The organism is Caballeronia sp. LjRoot29 (assembly GCF_964252755.1).
GTDB lineage: Bacteria > Pseudomonadota > Gammaproteobacteria > Burkholderiales > Burkholderiaceae > Caballeronia.
Window position 1 is genome coordinate 18560 of the sequence record NZ_CAXUPU020000006.1, and the last position, 15248, is coordinate 33807.

General features: G+C 58.6%; 15 protein-coding genes. 10 read left to right on the plus strand and 5 right to left on the minus strand.

Going from position 1 to position 15248, the window contains the following annotated elements:
• The first annotated feature begins 16 nt into the window (after positions 1 to 16).
• Positions 17 to 1843, plus strand: coding sequence for an ABC transporter transmembrane domain-containing protein (locus ACSQ83_RS09250; RefSeq protein ID WP_414954691.1), 1827 nt, complete (start codon positions 17 to 19; stop codon positions 1841 to 1843).
• Between the two features lie 123 nt (positions 1844 to 1966).
• On the opposite strand, the gene ACSQ83_RS09255 is transcribed toward ACSQ83_RS09250, so the two are convergent.
• The 3 genes from ACSQ83_RS09255 to phnA all read right to left on the minus strand — a co-directional run bounded on the left by ACSQ83_RS09255 (position 1967) and on the right by phnA (position 4898).
• The gene (locus ACSQ83_RS09255) at positions 1967 to 2152 is read right to left on the minus strand and encodes an SDR family oxidoreductase (protein WP_436228070.1); all 186 of its coding nucleotides are present in this window, start codon (positions 2150 to 2152) and stop codon (positions 1967 to 1969) included.
• Positions 2153 to 2325: 173 nt separating this feature from the next.
• A complete protein-coding gene (locus ACSQ83_RS09260) occupies positions 2326 to 3624 on the minus strand; it encodes an MFS transporter (RefSeq protein WP_436227925.1) in 1299 nt (432 codons plus the stop codon).
• Positions 3625 to 3671: 47 nt separating this feature from the next.
• A complete protein-coding gene (gene phnA, locus ACSQ83_RS09265; RefSeq protein ID WP_436227926.1) occupies positions 3672 to 4898 on the minus strand; it encodes a phosphonoacetate hydrolase in 1227 nt (408 codons plus the stop codon).
• Positions 4899 to 4995: 97 nt separating this feature from the next.
• On the opposite strand from phnA, the gene ACSQ83_RS09270 reads away from it, so the two are divergent.
• A complete protein-coding gene (locus ACSQ83_RS09270; protein WP_414954696.1) occupies positions 4996 to 5886 on the plus strand; it encodes a LysR substrate-binding domain-containing protein in 891 nt (296 codons plus the stop codon).
• A gap of 91 nt (positions 5887 to 5977) precedes the next feature.
• Here ACSQ83_RS09270 and ACSQ83_RS09275 read toward each other — a convergent pair whose 3' ends face one another.
• Positions 5978 to 6601 (minus strand): CGNR zinc finger domain-containing protein, encoded by a 624-nt coding sequence (locus tag ACSQ83_RS09275; RefSeq protein ID WP_436227927.1) that lies wholly within the window; start codon positions 6599 to 6601, stop codon positions 5978 to 5980.
• A gap of 178 nt (positions 6602 to 6779) precedes the next feature.
• Here ACSQ83_RS09275 and ACSQ83_RS09280 point away from each other — a divergent pair, with 178 nt between their 5' ends.
• The 3 genes from ACSQ83_RS09280 to ACSQ83_RS09290 all read left to right on the plus strand — a co-directional run bounded on the left by ACSQ83_RS09280 (position 6780) and on the right by ACSQ83_RS09290 (position 9313).
• Positions 6780 to 7475: an alpha/beta fold hydrolase gene (locus ACSQ83_RS09280; RefSeq protein WP_436227928.1), complete on the plus strand. Its 696-nt coding sequence runs from the start codon at positions 6780 to 6782 to the stop codon at positions 7473 to 7475.
• Between the two features lie 141 nt (positions 7476 to 7616).
• Complete coding sequence (locus ACSQ83_RS09285) at positions 7617 to 8471, plus strand: alpha/beta fold hydrolase (RefSeq protein ID WP_436227929.1); 855 nt, start codon at positions 7617 to 7619, stop codon at positions 8469 to 8471.
• Between the two features lie 71 nt (positions 8472 to 8542).
• Positions 8543 to 9313 (plus strand): SDR family oxidoreductase, encoded by a 771-nt coding sequence (locus ACSQ83_RS09290; RefSeq protein WP_436227930.1) that lies wholly within the window; start codon positions 8543 to 8545, stop codon positions 9311 to 9313.
• 32 nt (positions 9314 to 9345) lie between these two features.
• Here ACSQ83_RS09290 and ACSQ83_RS09295 read toward each other — a convergent pair whose 3' ends face one another.
• Entirely contained in the window at positions 9346 to 9729 is a 384-nt protein-coding gene (locus ACSQ83_RS09295; RefSeq protein WP_436227931.1) for a hypothetical protein, read from the minus strand.
• A gap of 221 nt (positions 9730 to 9950) precedes the next feature.
• Here ACSQ83_RS09295 and ACSQ83_RS09300 point away from each other — a divergent pair, with 221 nt between their 5' ends.
• From ACSQ83_RS09300 to ACSQ83_RS09320, 5 genes are all read left to right on the plus strand, one after another.
• Complete coding sequence (locus ACSQ83_RS09300; protein WP_414954702.1) at positions 9951 to 10646, plus strand: GntR family transcriptional regulator; 696 nt, start codon at positions 9951 to 9953, stop codon at positions 10644 to 10646.
• A 72-nt stretch (positions 10647 to 10718) separates the two neighbouring features.
• Complete coding sequence (gene mtnK / locus ACSQ83_RS09305) at positions 10719 to 11987, plus strand: S-methyl-5-thioribose kinase (protein ID WP_436227932.1); 1269 nt, start codon at positions 10719 to 10721, stop codon at positions 11985 to 11987.
• A 95-nt stretch (positions 11988 to 12082) separates the two neighbouring features.
• The gene (gene mtnA / locus ACSQ83_RS09310; protein WP_436228071.1) at positions 12083 to 13162 is read left to right on the plus strand and encodes an S-methyl-5-thioribose-1-phosphate isomerase; all 1080 of its coding nucleotides are present in this window, start codon (positions 12083 to 12085) and stop codon (positions 13160 to 13162) included.
• Positions 13159 to 13830 carry an L-fuculose-phosphate aldolase gene (locus ACSQ83_RS09315; RefSeq protein WP_436227933.1) on the plus strand — a complete coding sequence of 224 codons (672 nt, stop codon included), beginning with the start codon at positions 13159 to 13161 and terminating at the stop codon, positions 13828 to 13830. Before mtnA ends, ACSQ83_RS09315 begins: the two co-directional genes overlap by 4 nt.
• 258 nt (positions 13831 to 14088) lie before the next feature.
• Entirely contained in the window at positions 14089 to 15198 is a 1110-nt protein-coding gene (locus tag ACSQ83_RS09320) for a sugar ABC transporter substrate-binding protein (RefSeq protein ID WP_436227934.1), read from the plus strand.
• The last annotated feature ends 50 nt before the right edge of the window (positions 15199 to 15248 follow it).

Here is a 15248-nt window from a genome sequence, read left to right on the forward strand (position 1 = left end):
TCCACTTGGAATCACCATGCCAGATGCTGTCCCGTCCTTACCGCCTTCACAGTCTCCGCCTTCGCGGGCCATAGGTCCTCTATTCGCGCTGTTTCCGTTCCTGCGGCCTTACGCCGGGCGTTGGGCGCTCGCGTTCCTCGCGCTGGTGACGTCGGCGGGTGCCACGCTGGCGTTGCCGGTGGCATTCAAATACCTGATCGACCGCGGTTTCGCCAGTGGCGACCGGGCGCACATCGATCGATATTTCCTCGCACTCTTCTTTGTCTCGCTGATACTGGCCGGCGCCACGGCGGCGCGTTTCTACCTTGTATCCTGGCTGGGCGAGCGGGTGACGGCTGACCTGCGGCGTGCGGTCTACGACCACGTGCTGGAGATGAGTCCGCAGTTCTTCGAGACGACGCAGACTGGCGAGGTGCTGTCGCGGCTCACTGCCGACACCACGTTGATCCAGGCGGTAGTGGGCACCAGCCTGTCGTTGGGATTGCGCAATTTCTTCCTGCTTACCGGCGGCGTGACGATGCTGGCGGTGACCAGTCCGGTGCTGTCGGCTTACATTATCGGCACGCTGGTTGTAGTGGTCGCACCGATCGTTATATTCGGCCGGCGCGTACGGCGGCTTTCGCGCGCGAGTCAGGAAAAGATAGCGAATGCCAGCGCGGTCGCGGGTGAGGTGCTCAATGCGATGCCGACGGTGCAGTCGTACACGCAGGAGCCGTTCGAAGCGCGGCGGTTTGGCGGGGCGGTGGAGTTGGCTTTTGAAACCGCGCTCACGCGAATTCGGGCGCGCGCCTTGTTGACCGCGGTCGTGATCGTGCTGGTGTTCACGGCGATTGTGTTCGTGCTGTGGCTTGGGGCGCAGGCGGTGCTCGCCGGGCGCATGACGGCGGGACAGTTGTCCCAGTTCATCCTCTACGCAGTGTTCACGGCGGGTGCGGTCGGGGCCGTTGCCGAGGTATGGGGCGACCTGCAACGGGCCGCGGGCGCCACTGAGCGGCTGCTGCAACTGCTCTCGGCGCGCTCACCCGTGGTGGAAGCCGAGACGACGGTGCCGTTGCCCACTCGCGGCGAGGGCATCCGCTTTGACAACGTCAGCTTCTCGTATCCGTCCCGCCCCGGCGTCGCCGCGCTTTCAAGTCTTTCACTCGATGTCCGCGCGGGTGAACATGTCGCGTTGGTCGGACCGTCCGGGGCAGGCAAGACCACGCTGTTTCAACTGCTGCTGCGGTTTTATGATCCGCAAGCCGGCGCCATTCTGATCAACGGCGTGGCCACGCGGCAAGTGCCGCTGGTTGAGTTGCGCAGGGAAATTGGGGTCGTGCTGCAGGAATCGGTGATCTTTTCGGGCAGCGTGCTGGACAACATTCGCTACGGCGCGCCCGAGGCCACACTCGAGCAAGTGCAGCGCGCTGCTGAGATGGCGGCTGCGGCTGGTTTTATCGACGAGTTGCCGCAAGGCTACGACACGTTCCTGGGCGAGCGCGGTGTGCGCCTCTCCGGCGGACAGCGCCAGCGCATTGCGATCGCCCGGGCGATTTTGAAGAATCCGCCCATCCTGCTGCTGGACGAGGCCACCAGCGCGCTCGATGCGGCAAGCGAACGGCTGGTGCAAAAGGCGCTCGATAACGCCGCGCAGAACCGCACCACGCTGGTCATCGCGCACCGGCTGGCTACGGTGCAGCAAGCCGACCGCATTGTGGTGATGGAACACGGCCGCATTGTGGCGCAAGGCCGTCACGCCGAGCTTCTTCTGAGCTCGCCGCTTTATGCGCAGTTGGCTGCCCTGCAGTTCGGCGAGCAGCAAGGACAGAGCGGCGCCGTGCGGGATCATGTCGGTTCTGTGTGAGGGAAGCGGACCGTAAGCGTCCGCCGATAAGTGGAACGCTTGCGCTGGCCCCGAAGCGGTAGCACGAGGCGAGGGTCCGCCAGTCGTGGACCTTCGCTCTACGACCGACCTTAGCCGCTTACATTAAACGTCGTTATCCTTAGCATCTAACGGAACAACCCCGGCGTCAGCGGACGCGAGGAATAACGCTGCAGTCGCCACCTCGTCGGGCAGCCCTAAGCGGTTCAATGGGACACGACTGGTTAGCGAAAGCCGCATTTTGTTGCTTACGTTGTCGAACATCGGTGTGTCGATGGCACCGGGGCTCAGCGTGTTGACCGCCGGTGGCGGTTGAGGACTCGATCACCCCGCTAGGGCGGACGCTTCAGGACCCATTCGTGGCCCTTATATCGTGGGCGGGAAAGTATGGGGATAGCATTGAACAGGCGCAATTGAGCTTTGATGAGGGCCCGTTTGAGCGGGGCGTCACGCGACTGCTTGCATCAGCGCCTGATCAGCATCGACATGACCGCGCTCGCCGCGCACAGTCCCGCGACAATTGGAAAGATGATTGACGTATTACCGGTTGAGTCAATCATGTGGCCGATGACCGGCTCGCCAATGCCGGCGAATATATAAGACATGGTATTGAGCACGCCCGTTGCCGTGCCTGCAACGCGGCGTCCAAAGATATCCGGGCATAGCGCCCAGAACGATGACGCCGGGCCGAAGACAAAAAATCCGCACAGGAACAGCAGGGCAATTGCGAGCATGCTTGCGTGCGGCACGAACACCATGAAGATCGCCGTGGTTGACGCCAGCACCATGTACCAGACGATGGCAACGTAGCGTCTCCCCTGAAACAGCACGTCGGAGATCCAGCTATTCGATAGTGAGCCAAGCGCCATCCCTATGGGCAACGCGACCGTGATCCACTTCGGATCAATTAGCGCTGAAGAGTTCTTCCAGTCCATGCCAAGAAAATGTACCGGCACCCAGACGACTAACGCGTATCGTGCTGCGTTCTGAAAACCAATGGCCAACCCGGTGATGTAAAGCTTCCAGTTTCGCAGCACGAGTGAATACCGTTGTGCGCTGGTCAAATCATCCTCCACGGCGGGCGGTGGGATGCCGCCTGCGGGTTCAACGGGATGTAGTTGTTTGTCTTCGGGACGCTCCGATACAAACAGCAGCAAGACCAGTGCGCCGAGTAGCATTGAAAGCGGTGCGAGTCTGAAAATCCAGATCCAGCCGAGATGCATCGTGCCGAGAATGAGGACGGGAAAGACATAAGCGAGCACGGAAGAAAATCCCGAAAACCCGATATAGACGCCGTACACGAAGCCGCGATGTGTGTGATCCCACCAGTTCGACAGCAAGCGGCTGCCGGGCGCGAAACCCATCGATTGAAAGTAGCCGTTCGCGCCCCATGCAAGCAGGAAAAACCAGAATGTGTGACCGAAGCTGAAGACCCAGTTCGTCGCTAGCGAGAGAACTGCACCGGCGATCATCATTGCCTTGCCGCCGAGTTTATCGCCGAGATTGCCGTTGATGAACTGGCCACCCGCATAACACCACAACATGGTCGCGCTGATCCAGCCAAGCTCGTATTTTGACAAACCGTAGTCATGCTGGATGCCGGAAACCGCAAAGCCCAGGGTCTGGCGTCCGGTGTAATAGAAGAGATAGCAGAACGTCACGCCTATGAGCGCACGCCATTTGTACTGGGTAAAAGAGGCGAGTTTATATATTGGTTGGCATTGCAAAGCATCGGGTAAGTCTGAGGGTGTATCTGAGGGCATGTCTGTCTCCGTGCGGCGCGCAGTCTTCGCTGCGCTAGCCGGTTACTTTATTGACCGAGGTGGTTGAGCGCGATATCGATAACGTCAAAATTGCGCAGACGACGGGCGCCATCGAGGTCAGTCACTTTGCGGTTGAAAATAAGCGGCACTTTTTGCTCGGACATCCCGCCGTGTGAACGCAATGGCACGGTCAATCCAGACAAGTCGTGTTTCTCGGCAGCGCTGCCGAGTGCCGTCAGACGTTCTCCGAGCACGACGAGATCGCCAATCCGATCTTCGGGGACTTCAAATTTCTGGCTCGCTTGCGAGCGCGTAAAGACCGCTTCAATACCCGCAGTGCCGGTGAGAAACTCCGTGACTTCGCGGCGGCGTTCTACATCGCTTAAATAAATTGTTGCATAGGATCCAAGCGCGCCGTGATGCACCACGTAGGGGTCTGTAATCGGCAGGATCACGCGCGCGAACTGCGCGCCGTATCGGGCGTCCAGAAGGTCTTGCAAAAATACGATGTTCGGCCGGCCGATGGAGTCAGTCTTTGCATTCATCCCGTGATCGGCCGTGATGGCCAATACCGCGCCTTCCTCGTGATAACGTTTGAAATAGCCGTCCATCATTGAGTAGAACGCATTGGCTTGCGGCGTGCCCGGCGCGTACTTGTGCTGTACATAGTCGGTCGTCGACAGGTACATGAGATCGGGGCGCTCGTTCGTCAGCAACGAGAGTCCCGCGGCAAAAACGAATTCCGAAAGCTCCGCGCTATACACGGGCGGCACCGGCATGCCGACCCTTGCCACCACGTTTTCAATACCATGTTCCGCGAGGCTCACCTCGTCGGACTTTTCAGCCGAAAAGCAGATCCCTTTGAGCTGATGTCCAAGCAGGCTGCGCAGTTTGTCCTTTGCCGTCACCACCGCAACGCTCCGGCCGGCGCGAGCCAACTCGGCAAGAATAGTGGGCGCGCGAAGGTACTTCGCATCGTTCATCAGGACTTCCTCTTTCGCTTCCTGATCAAAAAAGAAATTTCCGCAGATGCCGTGAACGGATGGCGGTGCGCCCGTCACTATCGACAAATTGTTCGGGTTGGTGAACGACGGCACCACGCAGTCTCCCGTCAGCACCGTGCCAAAGGTGGCTAGTTCTGCGAGGAACGGAGCCTTCCCGGCCTGGATGGCCTGATTGATGTATTCCTGTTCGCATCCATCGACGCAGACAACAATCGTTGGCGCCGACGGCAGCCGATAGGATCGGGAATTAACGTTGATAAGTTCAGTCATGGATCACCTCTCTCGTTGAGCTTGGTGCCAGCGTATGATGAGTATCTTTCTCACACAATCGCTAAAAACTAGCCGTACCTGTGCGTAAAAATCACACATGAGACAAAAGCTTCCACCGCTCAATGCGTTGCGCATATTCGAAATCGCCGCCCGTGCAGGAAGTTATTCGGCCGCAGCCCGGGAATTGAACCTGACCCACGGCGCAGTCAGCAGGCAGATAGCGAGTCTCGAGGACTGGCTTGGCCAGCCCTTGTTCGTGCGCGAGGGACAAAGCATGGTGGCGTCTCCGCACGCCCGGGCGCTCGCAAGCGAAATCAGCGCCGCGTTCGACCACATTGCGGACGCCGCTGAACGTTATGGCAAGAACCGGCATGTAAAGGTCATCCGGGTCAGCGCCTCGGCCACGGTCGCGATGCGCTGGCTGATCCCCCGGTTGCCTTTGTTCGCTGAGATATGCCCGGACGTGGATGTGCGCGTTTCGACCGCGATGTCGACGGAGCCCGCGCTCAGGGGAAGTTTCGACGTTGCAATACGACGGGACGTACCGAGTGGCGGGCAATTTCAGGCGTGGCCGCTGTTCCGGGAATCGAACACCGTGATTGCGAGTCCGGCGCTGCTCGCCCGTTCGGGCATCACGTCCGTCGAGCAGCTTGCTCAGGAGACCTGGCTGTCGAGCGAAACCCGTCCGGGCGACTGGGAGGCGTGGGTGGAAGCGGCGAGCCGACCTATGCTTCGGGCGAGTCGCACCTTACGCTTCGACCATTTTTTTGTGACCTTGCAGGCTGTAGCAGATGGGCTCGGATTCGGCATAGGTCCGTTTCCTACACTTGAGACTGATTGCGCGAGCGGCCGGTTGCAGAAGCCATTTCCCACTTTGCTTTCGCCGGGTTCAACCTACTACGCGCTGGTGCCGCTCGATGCGGACAAGCCAGTCCATATGAGGGCGTTTGTCGATTGGCTGCAATCGGTTAGCACGAGGGACGAGTGAATCACTGTGCCTTTAAATGCCGATCCTTCTTGGGCCCCGTCGCTCTTTGCATAAGGGATCAATCCGGAATTAGTTAGGTATCCGGATAACATTAACCTTGCTCCTTGATCCGGTTCCGATGCGCCGCTTGCTTCGCCCGGTTACCGCATGCTGCCATGCTGCACCAGCGCCGCGCGTGCCCCCGCGTGTGATCCGCAAACAGCAGCGTGCAGGTTGGACCTTCGCATGCTTTCACGTAAGTAAAGTCCTCCTGGCACACTAGCTTCGCCAGGATTTCTCCAATCGGCAAAAGCAATGATTCCGGCGAACTCCAACGCCGCGTGCGTTCAAACGTAAGAGCACCTGTCGCAGTTTCTTCATGCGCGACGATTTTCCCAAACGCTTCATCGCGTGCAAGCAGCAGGTTCAGAGGTTCTAACTTGCGCAGATCCGCAGCCCCCAGCGTCCTGCCCTTGCGCTCACGGACGAACACCCTGAACCATTCGCGCAGACTGCGCGCCTGATCCGCCAGGCGATCCAGTTCGCCGGGCATCGCGCGGTCGCGCATCGTGTGCAGCACATCCACGGGTATCAGTTTCGACTGCTCGAGCCAGGCCAGCAGGCCCTCGCCATCGTCGATCCAGTCGATCGGGACGTCGACGGGTGTCGCTATCGAATTCAAAAAATCCAGGCCGGGCGAGTCGGCTATGAACATTGCGGGAAGTTGCTGCGGCATGGCTACCTCAATGGAATTCAAGGTGGATCAAAAATAACCTTCTAAATCACTGTTGACAGGTTATCACAATCTCGAATAACCTTCTCAAATGCATTGACAGGGTTACTTCACCTGACGGTTAGCTTGCTGCGATGACGCCGGCCCCAGACAGGTTGCCCATGACCACAGGAGAGAGAAAATGGCCGAAAGCGATGTGAAAGTTGTGTTGGTGCCCGGAGCGTGGGCCGACGGATCAAGCTGGAGCAAGGTGATAATCGGACTCCAGTCAAATGGTATTAACGCGGTTACTGTCCCAGTGCCCTTGACGACACTGGAAGATGACGTTGCTTCCCTTGACCGAACCCTGGAGCGGATCGACGGACCTGTTGTGCTGGTGGGGCATGCGTATGCCGGCGCGGTCATTGGCGCCTCGCGGGATCCGAAGATCAAGGCGTTGGTCTACGTCGCCGCGCTTGCCCCGGCGGAGGGCGAAACGGTCGCCGATGTGTTCTATCGAAACGAGCCGCACTCTACGGCGCCCAAGCTTGCGCCCGATAACCACGGCTTGATCTGGTTGCCCGAGGAAGCGTTTGCGTTGGCCTTTGCACAAAACGCTTCGGCGCAAGAGTTGGCGGTATTGGCCGCGGTTCAGCGTCCGATCTCGCCGGCTTGTATCAGCGTTCCAATCGGACGCCCGCTTTGGAAGGACGTGCCGAGCTGGTATCTGCTGGCGGAGGAAGATCACATGATTGTCGCGGAGACCCAGCGCTTTATGGCCGAACGCATGAAGGCGCGGGTGAGCGTGCATCAGGTCGACCACACGCCGATTATCACTGCACCGGATTGTGTGGTTGACCTGATTCTTCAGGCCGTGCGTGAAGTGCGTGTTTCATAGATCGAGAGAAAGATCGAGAGTTTCGTTGTAGCGGCAGGACTCGACGCATTCAACCCAAAGGGTTTGGCGTTCATGTCTATGTCGTCGCTTTATCGCCGGGAGCATGTGGCGCAACTGTAGGACTCAACGAGGAGTATCACCATGACTGGTATCACGTACCGTACCGCGGATGTCGATGGATTCAACGTCTTCTATCGTGAAGCAGGGCCTGCGGGCGCACCCAAGCTGCTGTTGCTTCATGGCTTTCCCAGTTCCAGCCACATGTTCCGCGACCTGATCCCGTTGCTGGCCGATCGCTTCCATATCATCGCGCCGGATCTCCCCGGGTTCGGCCTGTCCGACATGCCGCCTCGCGAGCAGTTCAAGTACAACTTCGACAACATCGCCAACGTCATCGATCGTTTTACGGAAGTGGTCGGATTCGATCGCTTCGCGGTGTATGTGTTCGACTACGGCGCACCGACGGGTTTGCGGATTGCGGCCAAGCATCCCGAGCGTATCACCGCGATCATTTCGCAGAATGGTAACGCGTACGAGGAAGGCTTGAGCGACGGATGGAACCCTATCCGTGCGTATTGGCAAGACGCGTCCGAGAAGAATCGCGAAGCGCTTCGCGGCTTCCTCGCGCCGGAGACGACACGCTGGCAGTACACCCATGGCGTGCCCGATGAGGCTGCAGTCTCGCCGGACGGTACCGCGCTGGACAACTTCTACTTGACCCGCCCGGGCGCCGACGAAGTTCAACTCGATTTGTTCGGTGACTACAAGAGCAATGTGGCTCTCTACCCGGCGTTTCAGGAGTACTTCCGCACGCACAAGCCGCGGTTTCTGGCGGTATGGGGAAAGCACGACCCGTTCTTCCTTCCGCCGGGCGCAGAGGCGTTCAAGCGGGACATTCCCGATGCTGAAATCCGCTTTTACGATACCGGCCACTTCGCCCTGGAAACGCATGCGACAGAGATCGCTGCGGCGATGGGTGAATTCCTTTCCCGATGATCCGGGTTGTTGCGAAAGGGTAGTCGTTCACGACTGGAAGCGAACGCCTTCATATACTTAGGAGAATTGAAATGTCGAACAAAGTCGCTCTTGTTACGGGAGCTAGCCAGGGCATCGGCTTCTCGACTGCAGTCCGTCTCGCACGGGATTTCGGGTCGATCGTATTGGTTGCGCGCAATCGCGCCAAGCTTGAGAACACGGCTGCAGCCGTCAGGGAGGCCGGTGCGGAACCCCTCGTGATTGACCTGGACCTGTCCGACCGTTCGTCGGCGAAGGAGGTAGTGGAACAAACACTCGCCAAATTCGGGCGCATTGACGCGTTGCTCAATATTGCAGGCGCTGTGCCTCAAATCGACGTGTTGGAGATGACGGACGAGCAGTGGGATGCAGGCATGGCGCTGAAGTTGCACGGCGCGCGCCGCCTGACCATTGAAGCCTGGCCCGCACTCATGGCTTCGAAAGGTTCCGTTGTCTTGATCTCAGGGAATTCGGCGCTCTTTCCCAAAGCACCGTACGCGGCGGTTGGGACCATCAACGCGGCGATCATTGCGCTTGCGAAGGCGTTTTCTGACAAGGGGATCACGGACGGCGTGCAGGTAAACAGCGTGATGCCGGGGCCCGTGATGACAGGGCGCAGGCGCTCTTATCTCGAGCACTGGGCGCCGCTTCACAACATGACGGTCGAGGAGGCAACCGTCAGGTTCCCGGGCGAGGTGGGGATCACGCGTTACGGTGAGCCTGAAGACATTGCGGAGTTGATGGCATTCCTGGTTTCACCAGCGGCCCGGTGGATGACGGGCTCCGCCATTCGAATGGACGGCGGCGAGGTTAAGTCGATTTAATCAAGTCGATTTAAGAACGCTGGCCCTCGTGCTTATCCCGTTGACGGCGTGGCCTTCGCGCCACGCCTGCGGGGTTTTGGCTCGACCCCCACGCGCGGATCGCGTGCCAGCACGAGCGCCGTCATCCGCTCCGCTATGGTTTCAAATGCCGGATCGTCTTGCTGTACGTAAAGCCATTTACCCAGCACTGGATGCGGTTGCAGCGCGGGCATTTCGTCCATGAGAGCGGCGTGGCGGTCTTGCGATGTACACACCAGCAAGCCGTTCCACGGCGGGTCGCGATCAGCCGCGACCAGACACAGCAGACCGTCGATATAGGCAGCGTCGCTGCCAAACATCCGTTTGCCGATGTAGGTTGAATCGTCCTCGAATGCTTCGAAGATCCAGGCGAGCGAGTTACGGATTGAAGAGGGCATTAGCGCGAAGTCCTCGGGGGCGGGCGTGATTTAAATCCCCAATCATAGGTCATCCGCGAAAGGCGACGCACATGACGCAACGTCATGGCCGCCTCGCCTTAAGGCCGCAAATCCCTTCCCAAAAATCAGGGTAAGTCCTGAAGAAAACATCAGACGTCTGATGTATCTTGCACTAAACCAACGCAAAAAAACGAATCATGCGCCTCAGTGTAGAGCGATCGATGAGCGAGAAAATACAGGAATCCCTGCGCGCCATGATTCGTGAAAGGGCTCTGAAGCCAGGCGATCAAATCCCCACCGAAATAGAACTATGCGAGCAACTCGGCGTAGGTCGTTCCAGTCTGCGCGAAGCCGTGGCGCAGATGATTTCGCATGGGCTTTTATCGCGTATCCAGGGACGAGGCACGTTCATCAGACAAATTTCGCTGAAGCTGGAAGGCGGTCTGGATGATCTGATGTCCGTAACCGACATGATCAAGAGTGTCGGGGCGGTTCCGTCGACCAGCCGTTTGCAGATAGAACCTATTGCGGCGTCAGAAAATCTCGCGCAAAAACTGGCGTTGCAGGAAGGTGACCCATGTGTACGAATCGAGCGGGTCCGGTGGGCCAATGACGCCATAGCAGCGTATTGCATCGACATCGTGCCGAAGGCGTTATACGACAAAGCCGACAGCAATATGGGGGAGTCCCTGTTCGCGATGTTCGAGCGCACCGGGGTCCGCCTGTCGCATACGCATAGTTCGATTCAACCGACGATCCTGACCTCGCGGGATTTGCCTGAGCTGCGGGAGGGAGTGGGTCTATTCCTGTTGCTGGATGAAGTGGATTTCGACGATACCGGCAAACCCATTTGTTACAGCAATGACTACTACAACACCAGCATCTTCAAGTTCGATCTGGTGCGTAAGCGCCACTGAAGCTGCCATTAGCCTGCCACGCGAAGTCAAGCCCGAGAGTCAAGCCCGAGGAAGTCTGTGAAGGGGGAATCGATGGAATTTGAAGCGTTGAATTCTGCTCAGCTGACGGCCTACCTTAGTGGCGTTCCGGCGGTGCGTCCAATGCTCGGCAATACGAACGAACTGGACGTAGTCGAAGTCGGCGACGGTAATCTGAATTTCGTTTATTTCGTCAGCAATGCTCAGGCACCCGAGAAAAGCGTGGTCGTCAAACAAGCACCGCCTTTCCTGCGGCTGGTGGGAACGAGCTGGCCGCTGACGCGTCAGCGTATGGAGCATGAGGTCGCGGCGCTGCGCCGGTTCGGCGCGTTGTGCCCACAACACGTGCCCGAGGTTTATCACGCGGACAGTGAGCTGTTCCTGATGGTCATGCAGCGCTTGTCCTCCCACAAGATCTTGCGACAAGGCTTGATGGAAGGCACCGTTTATCCAAAGCTTGGCGATCACCTCTCCACCTATCTGGCGCATACGCTGTTCTTCTGTTCTGATCTGTTTCTGGCGCCGCGTGTGAAGAAGGAGGCCGTTGCGGCGTCGGTCAACAGCGAGCTTTGCAAGATCACGGAGGACCTCGTTTTTACTTATCCGTTCGAGGATCATCCGTCAAACATTTACAGCCCGGCCTTGCCTCGCGCTGCGGTAGAACGGCTCAGAACGTCGGCGGCGTTGCGCATTGCCGTCGCGGAAATGAAATGGGCATTCATGACGCGTGCGGAGAGTTTGCTGCATGGCGACTTGCATACCGGTTCGATCATGGTCAATCAGGACGAAACGTTCGTCATAGATCCGGAGTTCGCTTTCTACGGTCCCATGGGTTTCGATGTCGGCGCGATCCTCGCGAATCTCTGGTTGGCGTATTTCTCTCGCGACTGGCATGGACGCATGGAGGGTAAAGATCCCGAGCACTATCAAGAATGGCTGCTCGAGCAGGCTGCGCAGATCTGGAACGGCTTCTCGATCAAGTTCCTGAATCTCTGGCGGGATCATGAGCGCAGCAGCAGACAGCATTTCATTGGCGACGATCCTGACGAAGCGTGCTCGGAAGCATTCCGAACCCATTTCATGCGAAGGCTTTTCGCGGACGCACTTGGATTCGCCGGCTGCAAGATGATTCGCCGGATTGTGGGCATGGCGAAGGTCGCGGAAATCACGAGCATCCCCGACGAAGCCGTGCGCGCAAAGATTGAAGTCCGTTGTCTGCGGTTTGCTGAAGCGTTGCTTGTACAACGCCAGCAGTTCGACGGTATCGACGAGGTCCTGGCTCACGCCAGGACCGTCCGGTCGCAAAGCGAGGGGCTGGCGTGACCTATGTGAGCCCGCTAACCACAGCCGATGCCGGTCAAGCCGGCGAACGTCCTGATGCAACGCCGCTCACGACAATTTTTGAATCTGGAGAACTCATGGTTTTGCAGGCGGCTTCAGAAGCCCTTCCCGCGACGCTTGCCTGGCAAGAGGGCGGTTTGCATCTCCTGGACCAGACGCGTTTGCCGCAAGCCGTCGTGGTCGAGCGAGTGAGCGGAGTAGAGGACGTATGGCGCTGGATTCACGAGTTGCGAGTGCGCGGAGCGCCGGCGATCGGGGTGGCTGCGGCGTATGGATTGTGTGTGGCGATGCAACCGCTGCAGCACCTCTCCATCGAAGATTTTCAGTCGCAACTAACTCAGCAAGCCAGCTTCCTCGATTCGGCAAGGCCGACGGCCGTGAACCTGAGCTGGAGCCTCAAGCGCATGCTGGCCGCTGCGCAACGCTCGGCGTCGCAAGACTCAGGCACGCTGTACAAGTTGCTGGTTGACGAGGCCATGAAGATTCATGCCGAGGATCAGGCGCTTTGCGCCGGCATCGGTGAGCATGGAGTATCCCTGATCACGCCCGGCTGCGGCGTGCTGACCCATTGCAACGCGGGCGCATTGGCGACAACAGGTATAGGCACCGCGACGGCACCCATCTACATGGCTCATCAGCAAGGCGTGTCCTTCCGTGTCTTCGCCGATGAAACCCGGCCGTTGTTGCAAGGCTCACGCCTGACAGCGTTTGAACTGCAAAGAGCGGGAGTGGACGTCACGCTGATCACCGACAGCATGGCGGCGTCCATCATGTCGCAGGGCTTGGTGGACCTGGTGATTGTCGGCACGGACCGGGTGGCCGCTAACGGTGACTTCGCCAATAAGATTGGCACGTTGAGCGTGGCCATTGCCGCGCGTCATTTCGGCATACCGTTCTACGTTGCGTGTCCGTCGTCAACGCTCGACCTGCTGACAGCGAACGGGTCGGACATAGTGATTGAAGAGCGGCAAGACCATGAGGTGACGCACTTGGCTGGGCATCCCACCGCGCCTGTCGATATCAAAGTGCGCAACCCGGCCTTCGATGTCACGCCTCATGATCTTGTGACCGGCTTCATCACCGAACGCGGGATTGTGCGGCAGCCCTTCGATAGAAACTTCGCCGCGCTGTTTTCATCGAACGGGGGTGCGTTGTGAACAGCACGCCGGCTGCCGAGACTGCATTGCGACGAGAGGTCATCGAGACCGCCCTCGAAATGCAGCGCCTTGGGATAAACCAGGGGACCTCCGGCAACATCAGCGCGCGATGGCAGGATGGTTTGCTGATTACGCCAAGCGGTGTTCCCTATGCGGAGTTGCAAATGCAGGACATCGTCTGGTTGCCGCTGGACGTGGCCGATGATGCAGCGGTGTTCGAGCAAAGCCGGCCATCGACGGAATGGCGGTTTCATCGCGACATCCTGCGTTCGCGGCCCGAGATCAACGCGGTCGTGCACACCCATTCGAATGCGGCGACCGCGCTGGCAATCCATAGTAAAGATATTCCTGCGCATCACTACATGGTGGCGGTCGCGGGCGGCAATTCCATTCGATGCGCGCCGTATGCGACCTTCGGAAGTCAGGCTTTATCGGAGCATGCCATTGCCGCTTTGAAAGACCGCATGGCGTGTTTGCTTGCTCATCATGGCGTGATTGCTATTGGACGTGATCTCGCCCGGGCGTTATGGCTTGCCAACGAAGTGGAAGTCCTCGCGCAGCAGTATTTGCTGGCTTGCCAGATCGGGACGCCGCCAGTCTTGTCCGATGAAGCGATCAACGAGGTCATTGAGAAATTCAAGGGATATGGTTTGCGCAAGAAGGTTTGAACGGGATGGATGTGCTCCAAATCTGCAACGGTTGCTTGCGATTTTGGGGATGGCGCGCTGCGGTTGGCGAGGATAGCATTCGACCAGATAAGACTGTATTTCGCTAGACTGAATATCGTTGAGGAATATCGCTAAGTTCTGGCTCGTCCGCTAGCTGGAAACTTGTCGATCGAAGTGAAAGAAGATGCAAGGGAATCTCAATCTTCTTTTAAGACTTACGCTAGAACTCACTTTATAACTTACACAAAGGAGACGGTTATGGCCTGGAATTCAGAACGGTTCGACGGATGGACGAAGGTCGGTGCATCGACGGGAGCGTTAGTGTTTTGCGCGGCCGCGGCGCTAAGCGGTTGCTCGAAGAACGAGTCGTCGACTACGGCATCGACTGATGCGGGAGCGAGCGCCGCGGCCAGCGACGCAGCAGCATCCGCGCCCGCCGCAAGTGCGGGCGGCGGCAAGGTCAAGGTCGGCTTTTCTGTCTCCACGCTGAACAACGCGTTTTTCGTCGGATTGAAAGCAGGGGTCGAGAAAGGCGCCAAGGCGCAAGGATTCGATCTCGTCCAGACCAATGCCAATGGCGACGCGCAGCAACAGGTCAACGACGCCATCAACCTGCTAAGCCAGGGCGTAACAGCACTGGTGCTTAACCCGATCGATTCGAAGGCGATCATCCCCGCTGTCGAGAAAGCCAACTCCATGGGCATTCCCGTGTTCACGCTGGACCGCGGCTCGGACGGCGGCAAGGTGACATCGTTCGTGGCGTCGGACAACGTGGCGCTCGGCGCAACGGGCGCGAATTGGATCGCTGACCAGTTGAAGAAGCGTTATGGATCCGCGAAGGGTAACGTGGTCGACCTGATTGGACTGGTCGGCACCACGGCTGCCACGGACCGCGAAAAGGGCTTCAGCGATGCGATCGCCAAGTACCCGGACATCAAGGTGGTCGCCCGTCAGGAAGGCGCGTTCGATCAGGAGAAGTCGCTGAATGCGATGACGAACATCTTGCAAAAGTACCCGCAGATCGACGCCGTGTTCGGGGCGAACGACGACAATACCGTGGGTGCGGAGAAGGCGATCGACAACGCCGGGCGCTATAAGCCGCTCGGTGACAAAGAGCACATCATGATCATTGGCGCGGATGGCACGGCACAGGCGCTGTCTGCCATTCGCGCGGGCAAGCAGGACGCGACCATTTCGCAGAACCCGATCGAGATGTCGGCGAAGGCGCTGAGTTTCATCGCGGATTACAGCGCAAAGAAACCGGTCCCGGCGAACTATGCATGGCCGACCTTGCTGATCGACAAGAGCAACATCGACTCCGATGAGACCAAGAAATATGGCCTCTGGTCGGAGCAAGTCAGTCAGTAAGCTGCTCAGGCGCGCTCTTGCACATTCAGGAGCGCGCACTCGCATGTGAA